Here is a 23,481-nt window from a genome sequence, read left to right on the forward strand (position 1 = left end):
GAACGCCCCTGGCCGGGGCGGGCCGGCCATACGAACGCCCCGCCGCACCTGACCGGTGCGGCGGGGCGTCGTTGCGTACGTACCGCTAGTCGCCGATGAGCGCGTCGACGAACGCCTCCGGTTCGAACGGGGCCAGGTCGTCCGCGCCCTCGCCGAGTCCGACGAGCTTGACGGGGACGCCCAGTTCGCGCTGGACGGCGATGACGATGCCGCCCTTGGCGGTGCCGTCGAGCTTGGTCAGGACGATGCCGGTGATGTCGACGACCTCGGCGAACACGCGGGCCTGGACCAGGCCGTTCTGCCCGGTCGTGGCGTCCAGGACGAGCAGGATCTCGTCGAGCGGGCCGTGCTTCTCGACGACGCGCTTGACCTTGCCGAGCTCGTCCATGAGGCCGGTCTTGGTGTGCAGCCGGCCGGCGGTGTCGATGAGGACGACATCCGCGCCCTCGGCGATGCCTTCCTTGACGGCGTCGAACGCGATGGAGGCGGGGTCGCCGCCCTCGGGGCCGCGCACGGTGCGGGCGCCCACGCGCTCGCCCCAGGTCTGGAGCTGGTCGGCTGCGGCCGCGCGGAAGGTGTCGGCCGCGCCGAGCACGACGGACTTGCCGTCGGCGACCAGGACGCGGGCGAGCTTGCCGGTGGTGGTGGTCTTGCCGGTGCCGTTGACGCCGACGACCATCACGACGCCGGGGACGGTCTCGCCGCCCTCGGTCTTGACCTCGCGGTCGAAGTCGGGGCCGAGCAGGGTCAGGAGCTCCTCGCGCAGCAGGGTGCGCAGCTCGACGGGGGTGCGGGTGCCGAGCACCTTGACGCGCTCGCGGAGCCGGTCGACCAGCTCCTGGGTGGGCGCGACGCCGACGTCGGCCGTGAGCAGGGTGTCCTCGATCTCCTCCCAGGTGTCGTCGTCGAGGTGCTCGCGGGAGAGCAGGGTGAGCAGCCCCTTGCCGAGCGAGTTCTGCGAGCGGGCGAGGCGGGCCCGCAGCCGGACGAGCCGGCCCGCGGTCGGCTCGGGCACATCGAGCGCCGGCGCCTCGACGAGGGGCTCCTCGATGACGACCGGGGTGGCGGGCGCCTCGGGAAGGCCGACCTCCTCGATGGTGCGGCGCGGTTCCTGCGCCGTCTCCGCGGCGTCCTCACCGACCTGAGGTTCGGCGGGCGGGGCTGTGATGGTCGGCGTGCTCGGCGGCGCGGTGGGAGGCAGCTGCTTCTTCTTGCGGCTGCTGACCACGAGCCCGCTGATCGCGCCGACCGCGACCAGGGCGATGACTACAGCAAGGATGACGAATTCCATAACCGTCCCAGTATCAGGTATGGGCAGCGGGAGAACCCATTTTGTGGGTTCCTCCGAGCACGGAACGGAATTATGGGGCAGGTGTCGGATTAAAGTACGATAGAGGAGGAAGCATCAACGCGCGTAGAGTCCCCTTCGACCATCCCCACCGGCTCAGCGTCGAGCCGAGCGAGAGGCACGGAACTCCACCCCCATGAACACTGGCACCACCGACGAAGCGCAGAGCACCCTGGAAACGCACGGCCTTGAGCCGGTGCCGGATGCGGAGCGCACCGCGAGAACCCGCGAGCTCTTCCCCACCTGGGTCGCCGCGAACATCAGCGTGCTGCTGCTCACCATGGGCGCCAGCCTCGTCGTCGCGTACAAGCTCAACTTCTGGCAGGCGCTCGTCGTCGCCGTGGCCGCGCCCATTGTCTCCTACGGCCTGGTCGGCCTGATCGGGATCGCGGGCAAGCGCGGCGGCGCCCCCGGCATGGCGCTCTCCCGCGCGGTGTTCGGCCAGCGCGGCAATCTGCTGCCCGGTTCGCTGATCTGGGTGGCGCGCTGGGGCTGGGAGACCATCAACGCGGTGACCGGCGCCTACGCGGTGCTGACCGTGCTCGACATCCTCTTCGGGATCAAGAGCAACACGTTCCTGATCATCATCACGCTCGCCGTCTTCGTGGTCATCACGTTCGCGATCTCGGGTCTCGGCATCCACGTCGTGCAGAAGTGCAACAAGTACGCGACGTTCCTGTTCGGCGCGTTCTCCGTGCTGGTCCTGGTCTATCTGGTCATGAACACCGACTGGTCCGCCGTCTTCCACCAGCCGGCCGGCAAGACCTCCCTGATGGTCGCGGGCACCGGCATGATCGCCGCGGGCGGCGTCAGCTGGATCCCCTCCGCCCCCGACTTCGCCCGCTACCTGCCGCGTACCGCCTCCGCTAAGGCGATCGTCGGCAACTCCATCGGCGGCGCCGGCATCGTGGTCCTGCCGATGGTCCTGATGGGCGCGGTCATGGCCGTCTCCACACCGGACCTGGCCTCCGCCGCCGACCCGGTGTCCTTCCTCGGCGAGATCCTGCCGCTGTGGATCGCGGTGCCCTACCTGCTGATCGCGATCGTCGGCATGCTCCTGATCAACTCGATGTCGATGTACTCGGCGGGCTTCACCGCGCAGACCCTCGGCTTCAAGATCCCCCGGCACTGGGCGGTCTCCGTCAACGCGGTCATCTCGCTGGTCTTCGGCGGCATCCTGATGCTGGTCGCCACCAGCTTCATGGGCTCCTTCATCGCCTTCCTCTCGCTGCTCGCCGTCGCGTTCTCGGCGTGGGTCGGCGTGTTCGGCGCGGACATGCTGCGCCGCACGGAGTACGACGCGAAGGCGCTGCTCGACACCACCCGCACCAGCGCCTACTGGTACAAGGGCGGCTTCTCCCCCGCCGCGGTCGCCTCCTGGGCGGTCGGCCTGCTCGGCGGCCTGATGTTCACCAAGTCCGACTGGTTCACCGGGCCGCTCTCCGCGAACAACCCGATCGGTGAGTACGGCCTCGGCTGGGTCGCCACCATCGTGATCTCGGGCCTGCTGTACGTCGCCCTGCCCAAGCCGCCGGTGGTGCGGGCAGAGGCCGCCGAGACCACCAAGTCCGCCGAGAGCCTGGCTGTCTGACGCCCCGTCAGCTACCGTCCCCCTTCGCCCGGGGTTCCCCACGGAACCCGCTCGGTGGAGGGGGATTTCTCATGCCGTTCACGGTCGTCCGTATGAATCTGGTGGACCCGCACGCCACCGCCCAGTCGCTCTCCGCCCGCTACCGGGCAGCTCTGGAGATGGCCGCGTACGCCGACGACCGGGGCGTCGACACCATCCAGGTCGAGGAGCACCACGGCACGGACAACAACTGGCTGCCCTCCCCCTTTGCCTTCGCCGGCGCGGTCTTCGGCGCGACACAAGGAACTTCAGCGGCGCGCAGCGCCTCCATGGGGGGCGGTGGCCGGGCGACGGGCGGGCGCATCGCGGTGACCGTCTCGGCGATCATCGGCCCGCTGTACGACCCGCTGCGCCTGGCCGAGGACATCGCCGTCCTCGACCTGGTGAGCGGCGGCCGTCTGGTGACGGTCTCGGGGATCGGTTACCGGCCCGCCGAGTACGAGCAGCAGGGCGTCGAGTGGGGCCGGCGCGGCAAGCTCCAGGACGAGCTGCTCGAAACGCTCCTGAAGGCGTGGAGCGGCGAGGAGTTCACGTACCGGGGACGCCGGGTGCGGGTCACACCGCGCCCCTTCACCGAGCCGCATCCGATGCTGCTGGTCGGCGGCTCCTCGCGGGCGGCCGCCAACCGCGCGGCCCGGCTCGGGCTGCCGTTCTTCCCGAGCGCGCACCTGCCGGAGCTCGAGGCGTACTACAACGAGAAGCTCGCGGAGTACGGCACCGAGGGCTTCTGCATGATGCCCGCGGCGCGCACCCCTCTGCTGCACCTCAGCGAGGACCCGGACCGGACATGGGCGGAGTACGGCGAGCACTTCCTGCACGAGGCGCGGATGTATGCGTCCTGGCAGTCCAAGGACATCCGCTCCGCGGTGAAGTCGGGGGCGACGACGGTGGAGGAGCTGCGCGCGGAGGGCGTCTACCGCGTGCTGACACCCGAGGAGTGCGGCTCGCTCGACGCGGAGAGTCTGGTGCTGCATCCGTTGTGCGGGGGGATGCCGGTGGATGAGGGGTGGCGGAGTCTGACCTTGTTCTGCGAACGGGTGCTGCCGCGCCGGTGAGGTCCCGTCCCGTCAACTCCGGCCGCCGCGGCCCTGACTACTCGATACCGGCCGGCATGGGCCACCTCAGCCCGTCCGGCGTGAGAGGACGAGCGCCCTTCAAGGCGCGAACGGGGTCCGGGGCGGAGCCCCAGGGGCCCGGCCTTCGGCGTGCGGACCGTGCGTGGCTGGTCGCGCAGTTCCCCGCGCCCCTGTAGGGCACCCGGAGCCAACCAATCACACCCACCGCGCGGAGCCGGGCAGGGCACCCAACACCGACCGGTCCCGCCCGGCGTGGCGCGAGCTCGCGGGGTTGGGGGAAGCCCCCTCAGGCCGGCTCCGCGGACGCCCTCCGCGGCTTCAGGGCCAGCAAGACGAGCGTCACCGCCCGCACGATGACCCCGCCGAGCAGCGCCGTGAGGAAGCCGTCGACCTCGAAGCCGTCCAGCTTGCCGCCCACCCACTCCGCGAGCAGCCACACCAGCGTGTCCTGGAGGATGCCGGCGGCGCCGAGGATCAGGAGCATGACCGGCGGGCTGGTCCTGATGTCGTCCGGGTAGCACGAGATCAGCTGGTTGATGAACGCGAACACCATGCCGGTCAGCACGAATCCCAGGACGGGCGAGGACCCTTCGCGCAGCGATATCCCGGGGAGCAGCGTCGCCACGCCCACCCCCACGAGTATCGAGCCGACCAGCGGAAGATTGCTCTTTCTTTCCATGGCCGGGAGAATCGCACGCCATCCCCGGACCCAGGAATTCCGTACCAAACCCAAACCGACCGCCCCGGCTCGATGCGCGAGCCGGGGCGGTCGGGTGAGAGGAGAGCGGGGCAGCGGGGATTAGCCCATCTCCTCCAACGCCTTGCCCTTGGTCTCCTTGACGTACTTGAGCACGAAGGGGATCGAGAGCGCGGCGAAGATCGCGTAGATGATGTACGTGCCGGACAGGTTCCAGTCCGACAGGCTCGGGAAGCTCGCGGTGATGGCCCAGTTGGCGATCCACTGCGCGGCCGCGGCGACACCGAGGGCGGCGGCACGGATGCGGTTCGGGAACATTTCGCCGAGGAAGACCCAGACCACCACGCCCCACGACAGGGCGAAGAAGAGCACGAAGACGTGGGCGGCGATCAGAGCCACGACGCCCTCGGTGTTGGGGAGCTTGCCGTCGACGAGGTGGGCGGAGAACGCCCAGGCCTCGACCGCGAGGGCGATCGCCATGCCGATGGAGCCGACGAGCGCGAGCGGCTTGCGGCCGACCCGGTCGACCAGGACCATCGCGATCACGGTGCCGATGATGTTGATGATCGACGTGGTGAACGAGTAGAAGAACGAGCTCGACGGGTCGATGCCGACGGACTGCCACAGCGTCGAGGAGTAGTAGAACGCGACGTTGATGCCGACGAGCTGCTGGAAGACGGAGAGGCCGATGCCGACCCAGACAATGGGCAGGAAGCCCATCTTGGAGCCGAGCAGGTCCTTGAAGCTCGACTTGTGCTCGGACTTCATCGCGTGCTCGATCTCGGCGACGCGCGCGTCGAGGTCGACGTCCTTGCTCTCGACGTCGGCGAGCACCTTCTTGGCGTCCGCCTCGCGGCCGACCGAGATCAGGAAGCGCGGGGACTCGGGGATGGCGAAGGAGAGCAGCCCGTACAGGATGGCCGGGACGACCATCACGCCGAGCATGACCTGCCAGGCCTCCAGGCCGATGATCTTGCCTCGCTGGTCGCCGCCCGCGGCGTTGAGGATGCCCCAGTTGACGAGCTGGGAGATCGCGATGCCGATGACGATGGCGGCCTGCTGGAAGGAGCCGAGCCGGCCGCGGTAGGCGGGCGGTGCGACCTCGGCGATGTAGGCCGGGCCGATGACGGAGGCCATGCCGATGGCGAAGCCGCCGATGATCCGCCACAGGGCGAGGTCCCACAGCGCGAAGGGCAGCGCGGAACCGACGGCACTGATGGTGAAGAGGGTCGCCGCGATCTGCATGCAGCGGATGCGTCCGATGCGGTCGGCGATCCGGCCCGCGGTCGCGGCGCCGATCGCACAGCCGATCAGGGCGATGGCGATGACCTGGGCGAGCGTCCCCGAGCCGATGGAGTACCGGTCGCGGATCGCCTCTACGGCGCCGTTGATCACGGAACTGTCGTAGCCGAAGAGGAAGCCGCCCATCGCGGCCGCCGCCGTGATGAAGATGACATGGCCGAGGTGGTCCGGTGCGGTGTGGCCGCCTCCGGACGCCTGCGCCTGCGCGGTACTGGTCACGTGTACTCCTGGGGCCGCCCGGCAGCGTCGCCGGACGTGAGGGGACTCTTACAAGTGGTGCACACCTTCCGGATACCCACCACTTGAAGGTAAAAGCAACGTTGCAGAGACTATGCCTTCAAGTTTCGAAGTCAATACCTGGGAGGTGGTGACCTTCGAGGCAGGACTCGCCCCACGTTGTTCAAGACTTGAACATGGGCTGGTGCGGCGAAGAGACGGCCGACGCCCCCGGGTCAGCGCAGCCGCTGGCTGATGACCTTGGAGACGCCGTCGCCCTGCATCGCGACGCCGTACAGCGCGTCGGCGACCTCCATCGTCCGCTTCTGGTGCGTGATCACGATGAGCTGCGAGGACTCCTGGAGCTCCTGCATGATCCGGATCAGCCGTTGGAGATTGGTGTCGTCGAGCGCGGCCTCGACCTCGTCCATCACGTAGAACGGACTGGGCCTGGCCTTGAAGATGGAGACGAGCAGGGCCACCGCGGTCAGCGAGCGCTCGCCGCCCGAGAGCAGCGAGAGCCGCTTGACCTTCTTGCCCGGCGGACGCGCCTCCACGTCGATCCCGGTGGTGAGCATGTTGCCGGGGTCGGTCAGGACAAGCCGGCCCTCGCCACCCGGGAAGAGCCGCGAGAAAACGCCTTCGAACTCCCTGGCCGTGTCGCGGTAGGCCTCCGTGAAGACCTGCTCCACCCGCTCGTCGACCTCCTTCACGACTTGAAGGAGGTCGGCCCGGGTCTTCTTGAGGTCTTCCAGCTGCTCGGAAAGGAACTGGTGGCGCTCCTCCAGGGCCGCGAACTCCTCAAGGGCGAGCGGGTTGACCTTTCCGAGCTGCTGGTACGCCCGTTCGGCTGCCTTGAGCCGCTTCTCCTGCTCGGCCCGCACATAGGGAACCGGCTGGTTGCGCGGGTGGTCCGGGTCATCCGGCAACTCCTCTCCGTCGGCGGGCGGTGAGGGGGCCACCGGCTGGTCCGGCCCGTACTCGGCCACGAGCCCCGCCGGCTCGACCCCCAGCTCCTCCAGCGCCTTGGTCTCCAGCTGCTCGATCCGCAGCCGCTTCTCCGCTCCTAGTACCTCGCCGCGGTGAACTGAATCAGTGAGTTTGTCGAGCTCCGCCTTGAGGTCGCGGCCCGCGCCCCGCGCGGCGGTCAGTTCCTGCTCGCGCTCGGCCTTGGCGGAGTCGGCCCCGGCCCGCTCGCGCTCGGCCCGTACCAGCGACACCTCGACGTGGGCGAGGAGGATACGGGCGCCCGACGCGACGGCTTCGGCGACGGCCGCCTCGTGCCGCAGCCGGGCGCGGCGCTGCTCGGCCCTGGCCCGCGCCTCGCGTTCGGCCCGCGCCCCGCGGTCGAGCGCCTCGGCCCGCCCGGCGAGCGCCTTGACCCGCTCCTCGTGCGTACGGGCCTGGAGGCGGGCCTCCATCTCGGTCTGGCGGGCGTTGGCGCCGTCGGCCGCGAGCCGGTCGCGCACCGAGGTGTCGGGCTCCTCCTCGACCGGCATCTCCTCGGCGACGAGCAGCCGCTCGGTCAGCTCCTCGGCTTCCTCGGTGGCCCTTTCCAGGGCCTCCTGGGCCCGGGTGGCCGCGGCGGCGGTCCGTTCGGCCTCGCCGGCCGCTCCCCTGGCCTGCCCGGCGAGGCGGCCGAGCTGCTGGGCGACGGAGGACCGCGCCTTCTCGGCGTGCCGCCTGCGCTCCCCCAACTCCTCGACGCGTGCGGCCAGTTGACCGCGCCACTCGGCTGCCGCCCGCTGCGCCCCGGCCAGTTCCTCGCACCGTACGGCCAGGTCGGCGAGGTCGGCGGCGGCCTCGTCGACGGAGGCCTGGATCTCCAGGAGGCTGGGCGCGCCGGCCGAGCCGCCGTGTGCGAAGTGGGCGCCGAGCACATCGCCTTCGGCGGTGACGGCGGTCAGCGCGGGCCGCGCGTAGACGAGGTCCTCGGCGTCTTCCAGGGTGGCGACCACCACGACGTCGCGGAGCAGGCGCCGCACGGCGGGCATCAGCTCGGCGGGGCCGCGCACCAGGTCGGCGGCGCGGGGCGGGCCGTCACCGCGGGCCGGCCGCTCGTCCTGGTCCTCGGGGGCGCCGCTCAGGAGCAGGGCCGCGCGGCCGGCGTCCTGTTTGCGCAGGGTGCGGATGGCTTCGGCGGCCGAGGAGGGTCCGCTGACCGCGATGGCGTCGGCGGCGGCGCCCAGCGCGGCGGCGACCGGCACCTCGTACCCCTGGGCCACGGTGAGCAGTTCGGCGGCGGGGCCGAGCAGCCCGGTCAGCGCGTCGCGCGCACCGAGCAGCGCGCCCGTGCCGTCCTTGCGGCGCAGGCCGAGAGCGAGGGCGTCGTGCCGGGCGGCGACGGCGGCGCGGGTGCGCTCGGCTGCGGTGGTCTCCTCGCGGGCGGCACTCAGCGCGGCCTCGGCCGCGGCGAGCTCCCGCTTGGCGGTGTCGTGGGCGTCGGCGAGCTCGGTGTCATCGGCTTCGAGGCCGTCCACTTCGGCCTTGAGCTGCTCGTACTCCTCCTCCGCGAGGGCGGCCCGCTCGCCCGCCTCGTCGCGGGCTGCGGCGAGCCGGTCGATCTCCGCCTGCGCGGAACCCGCCCTGCTGCGGGCCGCGTTGACCTGGCCGTGCAGCCGCGCGAGGCCTTCGCGGCGGTCGGCGATGGCGCGGGCCACATCCTTCAAACGCCGTTCCTCGGCGGCAAGTTCCCGCTCCAGGTCGGCGCGGTGGGCGGTGGTGTCCTCCAGGGCGTGCTCGGCCGCTTCGAGTGCGGCTTCGAGTTCGGCCTCCTGCTCGCGGATCCGGGCGGCCTCGCGCTCCATGTCCTCGGGATCGCGGCCGCGCCGCTCCTCGGGGGGCTGGGCGCTCGCGCTGGTGACCCGGGCGTCGGCGAGCGAGATCGTGCCGCGCACCCGCTCGGCCAGCTGGGACAGCTCGTACCAGGTCTGCTGGGCGCGCTGGAGCCGCGGCGCCAACTGCCGTACCTGCTCTTCGAGGTGGGCCTCGCGGGCCAGGGCCGCTTTGAGGTCGGCCTCCGCGCTCTCCTTGCGGCGCAGCAGCTCGGCCTCGTCGGCGATCTCGGCGCTGAGCGCCGCGCGCATGCGCACGAGGTCGTCGGCGAGCAGGCGCAGCCGGGCGTCGCGCAGGTCGGCCTGGATGACGGCGGCGCGGCGGGCGACGGCGGCCTGCCGGCCGAGGGGCTTGAGCTGGCGGCGCAGTTCGTCGGTGAGGTCCTGGACGCGGGCCAGGTTGGCCTTCATCGCGTCCAGCTTGCGCAGCGCCTTCTCTTTGCGCTTGCGGTGCTTGAGGACGCCGGCGGCCTCCTCGATGAAGGCGCGCCGCCCCATCGGGTCGGCGTGCAGGACGGAGTCGAGCTGGCCCTGGCCGACGATGACGTGCATCTCGCGGCCGATGCCGGAATCGGAGAGCAGTTCCTGGATGTCGAGGAGCCGGCAGGTGTCGCCGTTGATCTGGTATTCGCTGCCGCCGTTGCGGAACATGATCCGCGTGATGGTGACTTCGGCGTATTCGATGGGCAGCGCGCCGTCGGAATTGTCGATGGTGAGGGAGACTTCGGCACGGCCGAGCGGCGGGCGGCCGGTCGTCCCGGCGAAGATGACGTCCTCCATCTTTCCGCCGCGCAGCGACTTGGCCCCTTGTTCGCCCATGACCCAGCTGAGGGCGTCCACGACATTGGACTTGCCGGATCCGTTGGGGCCCACGACACAGGTGATGCCCGGCTCGAACTTCAGCGTGGTCGCGGACGCGAAGGATTTGAATCCGCGCAGGGTGAGGGCCTTGAGGTGCACGCCGCCGGACTCTACCTTTCGCTGCCGGTTTCGCCCAGGAAGGTCCTGGGAAGATCAGAGCAGACGAGAAAGGCGGCCGACCCGGTGGCACCGGGCGGAAAGAAAGAAGGGACGCCGAAGCGTCCCTTGCAATACATTGCAGGTGTTGCGGATCTCTCGATCTCGACGAGAGCGACGGAAGCCTCTCTCACCCCAAGATCAGGTGAGTGCGGGCTCCGCCTGCGGGACGTCGATGTCGATGCCTTCGAGCAGCGAATCGCCGTGGTGCGAAGCGGCGGCAGCCGACAGCACGTCGTTCTCGGACTGAATCCGGTTCAGCTCGGACTCAAGGTCCTGGACGCGCTGCTGGAGCCGTCGCATCTCGGCGAGGAGTCGCGGGTCGGAACCGCCGACGTAACCGAGAAGCGCCTTTGCCATGATGGATGGTCCTCCACACTGAGTGACCGACCGAAGCGGTGTGGGTCGTGAGGGAATCGCACCCGCGGTGCTTGGACTTGACTGCGGTTCTTCATGCCAAACAGCTAAGGTGCGCGGGGCTTCCAGAGTCTCACCAAAAAGTTTGACGGTCAACACGATCACGCCCCGTATCCACCGGAAATCCGGGGGCACGCGGCCGCTCAGCACGCGGCGCTGCCTCTTCACGGAACTCGTCGGGGACCCTTGGGGGCGTGGAGATCATCCTTACCTCCGCAGCTTTCCACGCCGCGCTCGGGTTGGCAACAGGCAGATTGTTCGAGGTCAGCGCGGGGTCGCGAGCCGGATGCGGGGGGTCACCACGGCCGGCTGCCGCGCGGGTGCGGCCCCCGGGTCAGCGGATGGCGAAGCCGTCGTAGCCGCCGCGCACTGTGTCCCAGATCTCGGTCACCCCGTCGACCCGGCCCGGTGTGTCGTCGGAGCGGAGCCAGTCGAGGAGACGGTGGCAATTCTCACGCGGCCCCTCGGCGACGACTTGGACGCGCCCGTCGTCCAGATTGAGGGCGAACCCGCTGAGGCCGCCGATCTCCAGGGCATTCGCCCTGGTGAACCAGCGGAAGCCGACTTGCTGTACTCGCCCGCGCACCCAGGCCGTGAGTCGAACATCGCCGTGCGCTTCGTCGTTCATACGTGCACGCTAACGGGCCAATTGCTCACGCTGCACTTCGCCCCCATGGGCCATGGCGTACAGTCGCGACGAAATGAGCCTCACCCGTATGGGTTAGTGCCCATTTGATCATTTCGGGGGCGGCCGGGCCCCCTGCGGCAATGCGACCGGGCATTGTCCACGGCATTGAGGAAGGCACAGCAGATGGGACGCCATCGTCGCTCCGCCGCCGCTCCCGTCCCTGCGGACGGGTCCGCGGGTACGGACGGCCGGTCCACGGGTGGATCGCGCCGCAAGAAGCGGATGATCACTCCCGTGCGCACCGGACTGCTCGGCGTCTCCGCCGCGGTGGCCGTCGGCGCCGTGGCCGTCAGTTCGGGTCTGCTGCCCGGCGGCGGCACGTACAAGGTGAGCGGCGACATCGCGACGGGTGGCCAGGTCCAGACGGACAGCGCGCCCACGCCCAATGTGCGGCCCCAGGGCGGTGAGTCGGAGAGGCCCACCAGTGCGGCGCCCACGCCGTCGCACTCGGCGTCGCCGTCCCAGCCGGCCAAGGCCGCGCCCACGCCGTCCACGCCGTCCACGGCTCCTTCCCCCAGCGCCTCCGCGACCCGGTCGGCCCCCTCGGCCGCCCCCTCGGACACCCCGCGGAAGAAGCTGCAGGCCCCGGCCCCGGCGCCCTCGAAACCCGCCTCCCCCTCGACCGCTCCGACCCACAGCGCGCCGAGCGCCGCGCCCGCTCAGCGCGGCCAGGTGCCGAGCGCCGAGGTGTCGGCGGCGGCGACCGTGATGTCCCTGGTCAACCAGGAGCGGGAGCAGGTGGGATGCAGCCCCGTGGCGGCGGACCCGGCGCTGGGTTCGCTGGCGGCCGCCTTCAGTGACGACATGGCGGCGCGCGGCTTCTTCGACCACACCGACCCGGACGGCAGGACACCGTGGGACCGGGCCGCGAAGGCCGGCGTGCAGGGCCTCGGCGGCGAGAACATCGCCCGTGGCCAGGCGGACGCGAAGGCCGTGATGGACGCCTGGATGGCCAGTCCGGGCCATCGCGCGAACATCCTCAACTGCCAGTACAAGTCCCTGGGTGTAGGGGTGCACTTCGGGCCCGGCGGCCCCTGGTGGACGCAGGACTTCGGCTTTTGATCATGCGATCGATCGCTGAGCACGTACGAGCAATTGATCACGTGACAGGGAATTGATCGTGCATTCGGCCAATTGATCAATGGCCTCGCTCATACGCAATCACGGGTACGTAATGCGTACGCGATGCGTTCGTGCGCACAGACGAAAGGGCCCCACCGGTGCGAACGGAGGGGCCCTTTCGTCTGCTCGGAATCCGAACCGCGGACGGGCGCGTCAGGCGCCGACGGCGGCCTTGCCCGCGAGGAAGACGCGGGCGGTCTCGGTGACGCGGCGGCCCAGGTGCTCGGCGGTCGCGATGTCGGCCTTGTGGACGGCTTCGGGGCCCTGGTCGGAGTTGGTCTGGGCGCCGGCGCCCGCGAAGAAGCCGAGCCGGTTGAGGTCGTACTCGGAGGCCGTGGAGGCGTTCCAGCCGGGCTTGAGGCCGAGGTTCACCCAGTGCATGCCGTGCTGGGCGGCGAGGGTCCCGAAGAACTGCAGGGTGTGGCCCTTGTCACCGCTCTTGGAGCCGGAGTTGGTGAAGCCGGCGGCGAGCTTGTCCCGCCAGGCGTCGGTGAACCAGCGCTTGGAGGAGTCCTCGGCGAACTGGTGGAAGGCGCCGGAGGCGGTACCCATGTAGGTGGGCGAGCCGAAGACGATCGCGTCGGAGGCGTCGAGCAACTCCCACTCGGCTTCGGTGATGGTGTCGACCTTGATGACGTGAACGGTGGCACCGGCCTCGGCGGCGGCCTGGCCGACGGCTTCGGCGAGGACGGCGGTGTGGCCGTATCCGGAGTGGTAGGCGATCGAGACGACAGGAGTGATCACGGCGGTAATCCCCTCAAGGGCGTGGCAGGTCATGCGTACGGGAGGACGGGTCATGCGTATGTAAGGAGCGGAGAAAGCGGGCGCGACCAGGCACGGGCCGATTCCGCGGCGGCTGCCCGCTACGGCGCTGCACTCAGGAAAGCACTAACTTTTGGTTAGCGCAACCTAGGTGCGAGCGCTGTCGGAGCGTATGGTGGAGCTATGGACGAGATCTCTACGGATACGCCGCGCGCCGATAGCCCGTGCCCTGCGGCCGACGCCGACCTGGCGTTCAACGTGTTCGCCAAGTCCTGCCCGTCCCGGCGCACCCTGGAGAACGTCACAGGCCGGTGGGGCAGCCTGACGCTGGGCGCCCTGCACGAGGGAAGCGCCCGCTTCAACGAGCTGCGCCGCAGAGTCGACGGCGTGAGCGAGAAGATGCTCTCCCAGACGCTGCACTCGCTGGAACGCGACGGACTGGTCCTGCGCGAGGCGCAGCCCACCAACCCGCCGCGGGTCGACTACGAGCTGACCGAGCTGGGCCGCGAGGTCGCCGAACGGCTGCTCTCACTCATCCACTTCGTGGAGGGGCGGATGCCGGCGGTCCTGGATGCGCAGCAGAGCTACGACGCGGAGCGCGGAGCCCGCTGACACCGCGGGCAGTAGTAGCTGGACCGGTTCATCCAGGCGCGTCTGCGCATCGGCGTTCCGCAGCGCCTGCACGGTTCGCCCTCGCGGCCGTACGCGTCGAGGGAGCGCTCGAAGTAGCCGGACTCCCCGTTGACGTTGACGTAGAGGCTGTCGAAGCTGGTGCCGCCGACGGCGAGCGCCGCGTTCATCACATCCCGTGCGTGGCCCAGGAGTTCGGCCGCCTTGGGACGGTTGAGGGTCGCGGTCGGGCGGTCGTAGTGCAGCTTCGCGCGCCAGAGCGCCTCGTCGGCGTAGATGTTGCCGACCCCACTGATGAGCGATTGATCGAGCAGTGCTCGTTTGATCGTGGTGCGCCGCAGCCGCAGCGCCACGAAGAAGGCCTCGTCGTCGAAGGCGGGGTCCAGCGGGTCACGGGCGATGTGCGCGATGACGTCGGGCAGGCCGTCCGCGCTGCCGGCGACGGTGGTGTGGAGCGAGAGCCCGCCGAAGGTGCGCTGGTCGACGAAGCGCAGTTCGGTGCCGAGCTCGTCCTGGAAACGCACCCGGATCCGCAGGTGCTTCTCGTCCGGCGCGCCCTGCGGCTGCACGAGCAGCTGACCGCTCATCCCGAGATGCCCGAGCACGGACACCTCCGCGTCCGCGAGCGGCAGCCACAGATACTTGCCGCGCCGGTGCGCGACACCGACACGGTGCCCCTTGAGCCGCGCCGCGAAGTCGTCGCCCCCGGCGAGATGGCGGCGTACGGCGCGCGGATGCAGTACCTCGACGTCCGCCACGGTCCGCCCGGCCACCCAGCGCTCGAGTCCGCGCCGTACGACTTCGACTTCAGGCAGCTCAGGCATGGGCGCAGATTACCCGGTGTACGACGGGCGCTCACAGCGGGCCCGAGCGTGCGGCCGACGGCCCGCCGGGACGTGCGAAGCCCCCGCCCGGGCACCGAAGTGCGCCGGACGGGGGCTTTCGAAGGAAAGGCGCTCAGACCGCCGAGCCACCGGTGGCGGGGGTCGGCGACCCGCCGTCGGAGGTGGTGACGGTGGCCTCGGCCACCGCCTTGGCCCGCTCGTCGGCGTCGGCCCTGATGGACCGCCATGCCGATTCCGCGGCCTGCTGCTCCGCTTCCTTCTTGCTGCGGCCGGTGCCGGTGCCGTACGAGACACCACCGACGCGGGCGGCAGCAGTAAAGGTCTTCTCGTGGTCGGGACCCGTCTCGGAGACCAGGTACTCGGGAACGCCGAGCCCTTCGGCCGCCGTGAGCTCCTGGAGACTGGTCTTCCAGTCCAGGCCGGCCCCTAGGTTCGAGGACTTCTCGATCAGGGGATCGAACAGCTTGTGGACGAGCGCGGACGCCGCCTCAAGCCCCTGGTCGAGATAGACCGCGCCGATCACCGCTTCTAGGGTGTCGGCAAGGATGGATGCCTTGTCCCGGCCGCCCGTGCCCTCTTCGCCCCGGCCGAGCCGGATGAAGGAACCGAGTTCGAGCCCTCGGCCCACTTCCGCGAGCGCACGAGAGTTGACCACCGCGGCCCGGAGTTTGGCCAGCTGGCCTTCCGGGAGGTCGGGGTGGGTGCGGTACAGCGTGTCGGTGACGACCAGACCGAGCACCGAGTCCCCGAGGAACTCCAGCCGCTCATTGGTCGGCAGACCGCCGTTCTCGTACGCGTACGAACGGTGGGTGAGTGCACGCACCAGAAGGGCGGACTCGAGCTGATACCCGAGCCGCCCTTCCAGAAGCGTGTGGGACGAGGCCGTGTTGTTGTCCGCCTTTTTGGCGTTGGACTCAGACATCGGGCCTCTCACCAGCCGCTCAGACCTCGAGGACCTGGCGCTTGTTGTAGGTGCCGCAGCTCGGGCACGCGATGTGCTGGAGCTTCGGCTCATGGCAGCGCTCGCACGCAACCAGGGTGGGGACCGCAGCCTTCCACTGCGACCGGCGGTGGCGCGTGTTGCTGCGCGACATCTTCCGCTTCGGAACAGCCACGGCTACTTCTCCTGCTTCTCGGCGGCATCCTGCACGTCAGACGCAGTGCCGCTCATGTTGTCCTTCTCGCCGTCCTGGATGGTCCCGGCGAGTCCCTGCAATGCCGCCCAACGAATGTCGACGGCGTCATGGTGGTGGTCCGGGTCGTCCGCCAGGCGCGCTCCGCATTCGGAACACAGCCCCGGGCAGTCCTCCCGGCACACCGGCTGCATCGGCAGTGCGAGCACTACCGCGTCACGCAGCAAAGGCTCGAGGTCGAACATGCCGTCCTCGAGCGGAATCATGTCCTCGTCGTCCTCGGCATCGTCGTCCGCGGCTGCCTTGTGGCGGCCCCGGTCGTCGGTGTCGGGGTACGAGAACATTTCCTGGAAGTCCACTTCAACGTCCTGCTGAAGCGGCTCCAGACACCTTACGCACTCCCCCTCGGCCGATGCACGGGCGGTGCCTGTGACAAGCACCCCTTCCATGACCGACTCCAGACGGAGCTCGATGTCCACGGGCCTGCCCTCAGGCACGTGGATGACCTCGGGGATCCCGAGTTCCTTCGGGGCTTCCACGGTGCGGGAGAGCCGCTGGAGCGCACCGGGTCGCCGTCCCAGCTCGTGTGTGTCGAACACGAGGGGGTTGCGGTGGTCGAGGCGCGTGCTCAGGGCTCTTCCTGCTTTCGAGGTAGTGGAGTGGGCTGCCACCGGCTTCGCTGAGCGAATCGGGCAGCTTGGATCGCGGACGTACGCGCGACCGAAGAGCCAGGATACTGGACCGGCCGCCATAGACCCAATCCGGCCCTCTTCGGCCTCTGGGGCCAGGTCCCGGCCCGCACCCGGCCCATCGGACAGGCCCTGCCACCGGACGGGCTCTGCTACCGGACGGGCCCTGCTAGGGGCGGTGCTGCCCGTGGCCCTGTTCGTAGGCGCGCAGCTGATCCAGGTCGATCATGCTGGTGTCGAAGAGGCTGGTCTCGTCGAGCGCGGCCTGCTGCGGCTGGTGCTGGGGCTGCGGCGGCACGTACTGCTGCTGCCCGTGCAGCTGACCCTGGTCGTAGGCGTACGGATCCTGTTGGACGTACCCGTACTGCGCGTACTGCTCCTGCTGCTGGAGCTGGGACTGGTGCTGGTAGCCGTACGGGTCCTGCTGGGGCTGCTGGTAGCCGTAGGGGTCGTACGCCGGCTGCTGCTGCGCCGGGATGTGCGTCTCGGCGGCGTGCGCCGCGACGGGCTCCGGGTCGGCCAGTCCGGCGAGGCCGGCGAGGTAGTCGGCGTCGCTGGTGTGCTGGTGGAGGTCGCCGGCCGCGTCCTGGGCGGCCATGTGGTCGGCGAGGTCGTCGGACGCGGTCCTGCCGTGCAGCTTCTGGCGGCCCCGGCCGACCGCTTCGAGGGTCTTGGCGAGGACCGCCTCGAAGGCGCCCAGCTTGGCGTCGACGTACTCGTCGGCGCGGTGGATGAGCGTCTGCGGGTCGGCGCTGTACTCGGGGGCGTCCTCGTCGGTGCGGCCCTGATCGTCCAGGCCGGGGCCACGGCCGAGCAGCTTCTCGCGGCCGCGGTCGACCGAACCGATCGTCTTGGTGAGGACGACCTCGAAGTTGGCGAGTTTGGAGTCGACGTAGTCGTCGGCCTCGGCGCGGATCTCCTCGGCCTCCCTGCGGGCCTCGTCCAGGATCCGGTCCGCCTCGTCCTGGGACTGGCGGGCGACGGCGGTGTCGGAGATCAGGGTGCCGCGCTGGGCGTGCGCGGACTCGATGATCCGCTCGGCCTCCTGGCGCGCCTGCTCGACCATCTGCTCACGGCCGCCGATCAGCTCCTGGGCCTGGGCGAGCGAGCCGGGCAGCGCCTGGCGCACCTCTTCCAGCATGGCCAGGAGGTCGGCGCGGTTGACCACGCACGAGGCCGACATGGGCATGGACCGGGCCCCGCCGACCACCCCGACGATCTCGTCGAGCTTCTTCTGCACGTCCACCGGTGATCGCCACTCTTCTAACGGATTGGAGACGGACGGGACGACTGTAAGGCCAGTCGGCGCCCGCCCGACACCGGGTGACGGACTGTCAGTCGGCTCGCGGCCGGCTCACTTTTCGGCGAGCCGCGCGACCAGGGCCGCGTGGACCGTGGCCGGCAGCAGGTGGGAGACGTCGCCGCCCCAGGTCGCGACCTCCTTGACCAACGAGGACGACAGGAAGCTGTACGTCGGGTTGGTCGGCACGAACAGGGTCTCCACGCCCGAGAGCCCGTTGTTCATCTGCGCCATCTGCAACTCGTAGTCGAAGTCGCTGACGGCGCGAAGGCCCTTGACGATCGCGGGGATGTCCCGCTGCTTGCAGAAGTCGACGAGCAGTCCGTGGAAGGACTCGACCTCCACGTTGCCGAGGTCGGCCGTCACCTCGCGGATCATCTCGATCCGCTCCTCGATGGTGAACAGGCCCTGCTTCGACTGGTTGATCATCACCGCGACATGTACGACGTCGTACAGACGGGAGGCGCGGGCGATGATGTCGAGGTGTCCGTTGGTGATGGGGTCAAAGGACCCGGGACAGACGGCGCGGCGCATCTGGTGTCCCTCGCTCTCCGGTCCGGTCATGGGGTGTCTCGCGGTGCGTTGTCGCACGTGGAGGCGGCGCGACCGTACCAAAGCGTGCCCTCGCCGTAACGACGGGCCCGCAGCGCTTCGAATCCTTCGGGCCAGCCGAATTCCCCGCCTCTGGTGCTGCGCTCCACGGTGACGAGACACTCCTCCGCTAGCCAGCCCCCGCGGCCGAGTGTGAGCAGGATCTCCCGAAGATCGTCATCGGTGACGGCGTAGGGCGGATCCAGGAAAATCACGTCATACGGGTCGGCGGGCGCCGGGCCCGTCACGATCTGTTCCGCTTTGCCGGTCCGCACTTCGGCGCCCGGAAGCTTCAGCGCCGCCACGTTGTCGCGGACGGTGCGCGCGGCGCGTACGTCGGCCTCGACGAGCAGGGCGTGGGCGGCGCCCCGGGAGAGCGCCTCGAGGCCCACCGCCCCCGAGCCCGCGTACAGATCGGCGATCCGGATGCCGTCGAGCGTGCCGAGCAGCGCCTCCCAGGTGGAGAAGAGGCCCTCGCGCGCCCGGTCGGATGTGGGGCGGGTGCCGGTGCCCGGCGGTACGGCCAGACGACGGCCACCGGCCCGGCCGGCGATCACGCGGGTCATCTCAGTCCTTGTCTGTCCGTGCGTCGGATGTGCTCGCCCCAGTCTCTCAGCCCTTGTCGAGGTACTGCTCGCGGTCCTTGTCGAGCAGGGCGTCCAGAGCGGTGCGCAGGCCGGGCAGGCGGTCGAGGTCCGGGTCGTCGGCGACCACCGTGACGGCCTCCTCGCGGGCGGCGGCGATGACCTCCTCGTCCTCGATGACGGTGAGCATCCGCAGCGAGGAGCGCACCCCGGACTGGGCCTGGCCGAGCACATCGCCCTCACGGCGCTGTTCGAGGTCGATACGGGAGAGCTCGAAGCCGTCGAGCGTGGCGGCGACGGCGTTGAGCCGGGCCCGGGCGGGGCTCGCCTCCGGCATGTCGGTGACGAGCAGGCACAGGCCGGGCGCCGAGCCACGGCCGACCCGGCCGCGCAGCTGGTGGAGCTGGGAGACGCCGAACCGGTCGGCGTCCATGATCACCATGGCGGTGGCGTTCGGCACGTTCACCCCGACCTCGATGACGGTGGTGGCGACCAGGACGTCGACCTCGCCCGCGCCGAACCTGCGCATCACGTCGTCCTTGTCGTCCGGCTGCATCCTGCCGTGCAGGATCTCCGTACGCAGCCCCTGGAGCGGGCCCTTGCGCAGCTGCTCCGCGATCTCGATCACGGCGAGGGGCGGCCGTTTGTCGGCGGTCTCGGCCTCCTCGGCCTTCTTCTTGCCCTTGGCGGTCCGGGCCTCCTCCTCGGCGTCACCGATGCGCGGGCACACCACGTATGCCTGATGGCCCTTGTCGACCTCCTCGCGCACCCGCTCCCAGGCGCGGGCCAGGAAGTGCGGCTTGTCCTGGGCGGGGACGACATGGCTGGCGATGGGCGAGCGGCCGGCCGGCAACTGGTCGAGGACGGAGGTCTCCAGGTCACCGAAGACCGTCATCGCGACCGTGCGCGGGATCGGGGTGGCGGTCATGACGAGCAGGTGCGGGGGCTGTTTGCCCTTGCCGCGCAGGGCGTCGCGCTGCTCGACGCCGAAGCGGTGCTGCTCGTCGACGACGACGAGGCCCAGATCGTGGAACTGCACCTTGTCCTCGATCAGGGCGTGGGTGCCGATGACCAGGCCCGCCTCGCCGGTGACCAGGTCGAGCAGGGCCTGGCGCCGGGCCGGCACCCCCATGGAACCGGTGAGGAGCACGACCTTGGTGCCGAGATCGGCCCCGCCGAGCATGCCGCCCTCGGCGAGCTCGCCCATCATCTCGGTGATCGAGCGGTGGTGCTGCTGGGCGAGGACCTCGGTGGGCGCGAGCATCGCGGCCTGGCCGCCGGAGTCGACGACGGCGAGCATGGCGCGCAGCGCGACCATCGTCTTGCCCGAGCCGACCTCGCCCTGGAGGAGCCGGTGCATGGGGTGCTCGGTCGCCAGGTCGTCGGAGATCTCCCTGGAGACCTTCTCCTGGCCCTCGGTGAGCGTGAAGGGCAGCTTGGCGTCGAAGGCGTCGAGCAGGCCGCCGGGGGCGGGTCGCCTTGCCACGGCCGGGAGTTGGGCGTCCGCATGGCGCCGCCGGGCGAGCGCGACCTGGAGGACGAAGGCCTCGTCCCACTTCAGGCGCTGCCTCGCGTCCTCGATGTCGGCCTTGGTGTGCGGCCGGTGGACCTTGAGGAGGGCCTCGGGCAAGGAGACGAAGCCGCGCCCTTCGCGCAGGGCCTCCGGGAGCGGGTCAACAGCCTCCTGGGCGCTGGGCAGGACCGCGTCGACCGCCTTGGCGATCTTCCAGGACTCCAACCCCTTGCAGGCGGGGTAGATCGGGATCAGGGCGCCGGCCCAGGAGGCGATGTCCGCCCCGTCGTCCGTCTCGGTCTCCGCCGCGTCCGCGCCGAGCTTCGCGTACGTGGGATGGGCGAGCTGCATGCGCCGGTTGAACATCGACACCTTGCCCGCGAACATCGCCCGGCTGCCGGGGAGCAGCTCCTTGTGCGGCTTGTGGATGCCGCGGCCGAAGAAGACCAGCTGGAGGCGGCCGCTGCCGTCGGTGATGGTGATCTCCAGGCGCTGGCCGCGCCCGCCGTTGAAGGTGTGCACCCGGGCGTCGGCGACCTGGGCGACGACCGTGACGTCCTCGTCCAGGGGCAGCTCGGCCAGCTTGGTGAGCTGGCCCCGCTCCTCGTACCGCCGCGGGTAGTGGTGCAGGAGGTCGCCGACCGTGTGCAGGTCGAGCTGGTCGGCCATCACCTTCGCGGTGGGTCCGCCAAGCAGCTTCTTCAGTGGTTCTTCGAGCGCAGGCACGCGATCCATTGCACACCACGGCACTGACAGCCCGCCAAGACCTGTGGATAACCGCTGGTCACGCCCGTGCCGCGCGGGGGGCCACGGAGCCCTCGCCCCCCCGGGGCGCAGGAGCGGGAGCGCGGACCGGGGCGCGGGGCCTACTCCACGCCGATCAGCAGCGGAACCCCTTGGCGTCCGCCCTCGTACACCACGGTGTCGACCGCCAAGTGGGCCTTGCTCACGTGGGTTTCGAGCGCCGCCGCAAGGCCCGGCGGGACGTCCGCGGCGAGGACCAGGGTGACGAGTTCGCCGCCCGCGGCCAGCATCCGGTCGAGGACGGTGCGGGCGGTGCCGGCGAGGTCCTGACCGATGACGACCACGTCGCCGTCGATGAGACCGAGCACGTCACCGGCCTGGCAGACGCCGGCCATCGTCCACGACTGCCGTTCGGCGACGGCCAGTTCGGCATGACGGGTGGCGCCCGCCGCGGAGGTCATCGCGACGACGTCCTCGTCGAAGCGCCGGTCGGGGGCGTGGACCGCGAGCGCCGCGATGCCCTGGACGGCGGCCCGAGTCGGGATGAGCGCGACCCGGATGCCTTCGGCCCTGGCCTGTTCGACGGCGGCCGCCGCCGTGTGGCGCAGCTCGGCGTCGTTGGGCAGGAGCACCACCTCGCGGGCGTGCGCGCGCCGGATCGCCTCGACGAGTTCGCCGCTGGCCGGGGGCTCCCCGGGCCGGGCGAGCACCGTCGTCGCGCCGGCCTCGGCGCAGAGCCCCGCAAGGCCCTCGCCGGGCACGACCGCGACCACGGCCCGCTGGACCTGTTCCCTGGGCGGCTCGGCGGCGGCCGACTGCTCGAAGTGCGTGATGCGGATCCGGTACGGGCGGCCCGCCTCGACCCCGGCCTCCACGGCGGCGCCCGCGTCGTCGACGTGCACATGGACGTTCCACAGGCCGTCGCCGCCGACCACGACCAGGGAATCGCCGAGCCGGTCGAGCCGGGTCCGCAACCGGTCCACGGCCACGTCGTCGGCCTCCAGGAGGTAGATCACCTCGAAGGCGGGGCCCGCCGCCTCGGCCTCGGCCGGGCAGTCCGTCACGGGCACCGGCACGGGTGCCTCTCCGCGCACCACCGGGGCTTCGCCGGAGAGCGCCTGGACCAGGGCGCCCAACACGGTGACCAGGCCCCGTCCGCCCGCGTCCACCACGCCCGCGCGCCCGAGGGCGGCGAGCTGGGAAGGTGTCGCGTCCAGGGCGTCGCGGGCACCCGCGTAGGCGGCCTGCGCCACGGCGGCCGGGGTGCCGCTCGCCTTCCGGGCCGCTTCGGCGGCGGCCGTGGCCACCGTCAGGACGGTGCCCTCGACGGGGTGGGCGACCGCGAGATAGGCGGCGGAGGCGGCCCGGTGCAGCGCCCTGGCCAGGTCCCCGTCGTCCTGGAGGACCTCGGCCATGCCCCTCAGGAGCTGGGCGAGGATCGTGCCGGAGTTGCCCCGGGCGCCGATCAGCGCGCCGTGCGCCATGGCCCGTACGACGTCGGCGGTGGGCGGGACGCCCGCGTACACCGGCGGCTCGGGATAGGCGGCGAAGACGGCCTCGACGGCCTGCGCCGCGGACTCCATCGTCAGATAGAGGTTGGTGCCCGTGTCCCCGTCCGCGACCGGGTACACGTTGATCGCGTCGATCGCCTCGCGGTCCCGGCCCAGTGCGTCGAGCGCCAGCGCGCACCAGCCGCGTACCGCGACGGCATCGAGGGTCTGCGGCACCTGGTGGTCCTCCTTGTGGGAGCGGCGGGCCGGCCGCGTGGGGGATGCGGCCGAAACCGCAGGGTAGACCCGGTGCGGGCCGGGGGCCGGGTCGGGGGCGGCCGCAGCCGTGGTAGTTTCGTATCTCAGGAGCAGGCGTTGTATGCTGCTTCGGTTGCCCGGCGAGAGTCGGGCCGATTCCCCCGGCAAGCCACTTCAGATCTCTGATTCCGGTGCGCCGGATTCACTGTAAGTGCATTTAATGCATCTGAAGCTTTTGGAGTGACCCGTGGCTGCCAACTGCGACGTCTGCGGCAAGGGGCCGAGCTTCGGCAACAACATTTCCTTCTCGCACCGCCGTACGTCTCGTCGCTGGAACCCGAACATCCAGCGTGTGCGTGCCGTGGTCGGTCGGACGCCGAAGCGGCTCAACGTCTGCACCTCGTGCATCAAGGCCGGCAAGGTCTCGCGCTAATTGCGACGTCTGTCGTAGCGCAGCCCTGCGGTTGCCTTGAAAAGCCGGTCCACCTCGGTGGACCGGCTTTTTGCCGTACCCGGACCCGTACCCGGAGCCCGTCCACGCCGGTACCGGAGCCATGCCCGGACCCGTGCCCAGAGGCCGAACCAGGTCCGGACC

The 23,481-nt window shown here is 70.5% G+C and carries 21 protein-coding genes; 5 read left to right on the plus strand and 16 right to left on the minus strand.

The genetic code is table 11. From position 1 onward, the window contains the following. Positions 1-85: 85 nt before the first annotated feature. Positions 86-1,291, minus strand: a complete 1,206-nt coding sequence (gene ftsY, locus AB0D31_RS21865) for a signal recognition particle-docking protein FtsY (RefSeq protein ID WP_362725580.1) — start codon at positions 1,289-1,291, stop codon at positions 86-88. Positions 1,292-1,484: 193 nt separating this feature from the next. Here ftsY and AB0D31_RS21870 point away from each other — a divergent pair, with 193 nt between their 5' ends. Then, positions 1,485-2,939, plus strand: a complete 1,455-nt coding sequence (locus AB0D31_RS21870) for a cytosine permease (protein ID WP_362725583.1) — start codon at positions 1,485-1,487, stop codon at positions 2,937-2,939. Positions 2,940-3,010: 71 nt separating this feature from the next. Further along, positions 3,011-4,033, plus strand: a complete 1,023-nt coding sequence (locus tag AB0D31_RS21875; protein ID WP_362725586.1) for an LLM class flavin-dependent oxidoreductase — start codon at positions 3,011-3,013, stop codon at positions 4,031-4,033. 307 nt (positions 4,034-4,340) lie between these two features. Here AB0D31_RS21875 and AB0D31_RS21880 read toward each other — a convergent pair whose 3' ends face one another. The 5 genes from AB0D31_RS21880 to AB0D31_RS21900 form a co-directional block, all read right to left on the minus strand. Further along, positions 4,341-4,733 carry a phage holin family protein gene (locus AB0D31_RS21880; RefSeq protein WP_362725589.1) on the minus strand — a complete coding sequence of 131 codons (393 nt, stop codon included), beginning with the start codon at positions 4,731-4,733 and terminating at the stop codon, positions 4,341-4,343. Positions 4,734-4,853: 120 nt separating this feature from the next. After that, complete coding sequence (locus AB0D31_RS21885) at positions 4,854-6,272, minus strand: sugar porter family MFS transporter (RefSeq protein ID WP_362725592.1); 1,419 nt, start codon at positions 6,270-6,272, stop codon at positions 4,854-4,856. A 233-nt stretch (positions 6,273-6,505) separates the two neighbouring features. After that, positions 6,506-10,063: a chromosome segregation protein SMC gene (gene smc, locus AB0D31_RS21890; RefSeq protein ID WP_362725595.1), complete on the minus strand. Its 3,558-nt coding sequence runs from the start codon at positions 10,061-10,063 to the stop codon at positions 6,506-6,508. Positions 10,064-10,261: 198 nt separating this feature from the next. Beyond that, entirely contained in the window at positions 10,262-10,480 is a 219-nt protein-coding gene (locus AB0D31_RS21895; RefSeq protein ID WP_267056637.1) for a hypothetical protein, read from the minus strand. Between the two features lie 391 nt (positions 10,481-10,871). Continuing rightward, positions 10,872-11,165, minus strand: coding sequence for an acylphosphatase (locus AB0D31_RS21900; protein WP_362725598.1), 294 nt, complete (start codon positions 11,163-11,165; stop codon positions 10,872-10,874). Positions 11,166-11,447: 282 nt separating this feature from the next. Between AB0D31_RS21900 and AB0D31_RS21905 the strand changes: the two genes are divergently transcribed. Then, positions 11,448-12,287, plus strand: a complete 840-nt coding sequence (locus AB0D31_RS21905; protein WP_362725601.1) for a CAP domain-containing protein — start codon at positions 11,448-11,450, stop codon at positions 12,285-12,287. 213 nt (positions 12,288-12,500) lie between these two features. Here the strand turns inward: AB0D31_RS21905 and AB0D31_RS21910 are convergent, their stop codons facing one another. Further along, positions 12,501-13,091 (minus strand): flavodoxin family protein, encoded by a 591-nt coding sequence (locus tag AB0D31_RS21910; RefSeq protein ID WP_362725603.1) that lies wholly within the window; start codon positions 13,089-13,091, stop codon positions 12,501-12,503. 201 nt (positions 13,092-13,292) lie between these two features. On the opposite strand from AB0D31_RS21910, the gene AB0D31_RS21915 reads away from it, so the two are divergent. Next, complete coding sequence (locus AB0D31_RS21915) at positions 13,293-13,721, plus strand: helix-turn-helix domain-containing protein (protein WP_362725606.1); 429 nt, start codon at positions 13,293-13,295, stop codon at positions 13,719-13,721. Here the strand turns inward: AB0D31_RS21915 and mutM are convergent. The 9 genes from mutM to AB0D31_RS21960 form a co-directional block, all read right to left on the minus strand. Next, positions 13,694-14,563, minus strand: coding sequence for a bifunctional DNA-formamidopyrimidine glycosylase/DNA-(apurinic or apyrimidinic site) lyase (gene mutM, locus AB0D31_RS21920; RefSeq protein ID WP_362725608.1), 870 nt, complete (start codon positions 14,561-14,563; stop codon positions 13,694-13,696). The two genes, AB0D31_RS21915 and mutM, sit on opposite strands and share 28 nt — an antisense overlap. Positions 14,564-14,696: 133 nt before the next feature. Then, a complete protein-coding gene (gene rnc, locus AB0D31_RS21925; protein WP_362725611.1) occupies positions 14,697-15,506 on the minus strand; it encodes a ribonuclease III in 810 nt (269 codons plus the stop codon). A 19-nt stretch (positions 15,507-15,525) separates the two neighbouring features. After that, positions 15,526-15,699, minus strand: coding sequence for a 50S ribosomal protein L32 (gene rpmF / locus AB0D31_RS21930; protein WP_007493396.1), 174 nt, complete (start codon positions 15,697-15,699; stop codon positions 15,526-15,528). Between the two features lie 2 nt (positions 15,700-15,701). Next, complete coding sequence (locus tag AB0D31_RS21935; protein ID WP_362725676.1) at positions 15,702-16,349, minus strand: DUF177 domain-containing protein; 648 nt, start codon at positions 16,347-16,349, stop codon at positions 15,702-15,704. A 226-nt stretch (positions 16,350-16,575) separates the two neighbouring features. Further along, positions 16,576-17,652, minus strand: coding sequence for an ATP synthase F0 subunit B (locus AB0D31_RS21940; protein ID WP_362725614.1), 1,077 nt, complete (start codon positions 17,650-17,652; stop codon positions 16,576-16,578). 108 nt (positions 17,653-17,760) lie between these two features. Beyond that, positions 17,761-18,240, minus strand: a complete 480-nt coding sequence (gene coaD / locus AB0D31_RS21945; protein WP_362725679.1) for a pantetheine-phosphate adenylyltransferase — start codon at positions 18,238-18,240, stop codon at positions 17,761-17,763. Positions 18,241-18,266: 26 nt separating this feature from the next. Then, a complete protein-coding gene (gene rsmD, locus AB0D31_RS21950) occupies positions 18,267-18,863 on the minus strand; it encodes a 16S rRNA (guanine(966)-N(2))-methyltransferase RsmD (protein ID WP_362725617.1) in 597 nt (198 codons plus the stop codon). Positions 18,864-18,909: 46 nt separating this feature from the next. Beyond that, positions 18,910-21,129 carry an ATP-dependent DNA helicase RecG gene (recG, locus tag AB0D31_RS21955; RefSeq protein WP_362725619.1) on the minus strand — a complete coding sequence of 740 codons (2,220 nt, stop codon included), beginning with the start codon at positions 21,127-21,129 and terminating at the stop codon, positions 18,910-18,912. A 131-nt stretch (positions 21,130-21,260) separates the two neighbouring features. Further along, positions 21,261-22,865, minus strand: coding sequence for a DAK2 domain-containing protein (locus tag AB0D31_RS21960; protein ID WP_362725622.1), 1,605 nt, complete (start codon positions 22,863-22,865; stop codon positions 21,261-21,263). A 268-nt stretch (positions 22,866-23,133) separates the two neighbouring features. Between AB0D31_RS21960 and rpmB the strand changes: the two genes are divergently transcribed. Continuing rightward, positions 23,134-23,319 (plus strand): 50S ribosomal protein L28, encoded by a 186-nt coding sequence (rpmB, locus tag AB0D31_RS21965; protein ID WP_267056627.1) that lies wholly within the window; start codon positions 23,134-23,136, stop codon positions 23,317-23,319. Positions 23,320-23,481: the final 162 nt, after the last annotated feature.

The organism is Streptomyces sp. NPDC048361 (genome assembly GCF_040651795.1).
Lineage (GTDB): Bacteria > Actinomycetota > Actinomycetes > Streptomycetales > Streptomycetaceae > Streptomyces.